Raw genomic sequence first — 805 nt, 5'->3', positions numbered from 1 at the left:
ACGGCGCAACGGCCTTGAGATCGGCCTAAACAGATTCGGGTCTCCGATATTCTGAAAATGTGAGATGAGCAGGCACGTACAGCGCATAAACACGACTTGGCAAGCACGTTTAAATTACACCGATTTCTCCTCCAAAAAGCCTACAACGCCTTGCGCCGCTGCCTACGGGTACTTCAGAATCCGCCGGCTTGTGCGTCTAGGCTGCGGGTCCTATCGTTTGTCGGTCACTGAAATAGGTGATCGGGTTTGGTAGCCCGCAGTGTTAGATATACAGATCTGCCGTCGAGATTTCTGTCTCGGATTTGCGGTGGCCATGTATAGGGCGTCCTAGGGCGCGCCGGATCCTAACACCCGGTCTACCAACCTGTGCATGGCCGCCACCCTTCGTTTGGTAGCGAAAGGGTGAAGCCTCCCTTAAATGTGTTAGGAGCTTCATCAATGTTCAAAGTAACCCCAAACCCGCCGGAAGCGGATTCAATCCCGTACGACCCTGCTCTGGAACCTCAGCGGATAAAAGATGCGGCCGCTCGCGCCATCAACTTTTACCTCGACCCTCAGACGCTCAAAACCACCATTCCCAAGCGCCAGCCAGGCAGGATCTTTCTCATTGACCCGACGGTGGATGAGGAAACGCTGCTCGTCGAAGCCTGTGAATCGCTGGCAGCCGCCAATGACATGGCCCGCGAAATCGGCGGCGTGATTGACCACCCACAGCGTCGATCGCTGCTGATGTTGCAACAGGTGATCATGTTGAGTGAGCTGATCGTCAATCGCGTGCTCGACAGCCGACGCGTGTCGAACTAGC

Annotated in this window: 1 protein-coding gene; it reads left to right on the top strand. The window is 55.4% G+C overall.

Going from position 1 to position 805, the window contains the following annotated elements; translation table 11 throughout:
- Positions 1–438: 438 nt before the first annotated feature.
- The gene (locus D6877_RS22015; RefSeq protein ID WP_016774271.1) at positions 439–804 is read left to right on the top strand and encodes a hypothetical protein; all 366 of its coding nucleotides are present in this window, start codon (positions 439–441) and stop codon (positions 802–804) included.
- The last annotated feature ends 1 nt before the right edge of the window (position 805 follow it).

Source organism: Pseudomonas sp. Sample_9 (genome assembly GCF_004307535.1).
Taxonomy (GTDB): Bacteria; Pseudomonadota; Gammaproteobacteria; order Pseudomonadales; family Pseudomonadaceae; genus Aquipseudomonas; species Aquipseudomonas mercuritolerans.
The sequence above is the reverse complement of the archived record's forward strand: the minus strand, read 5'-3'. Positions and strand labels throughout refer to the sequence as shown.

Bases quoted from the DNA above. Each gene is read 5' to 3' on its own strand.
- D6877_RS22015 (WP_016774271.1), top strand. From the start codon at position 439: ATGTTCAAAGTAACCCCAAACCCGCCGGAAGCGGATTCAATCCCGTAC.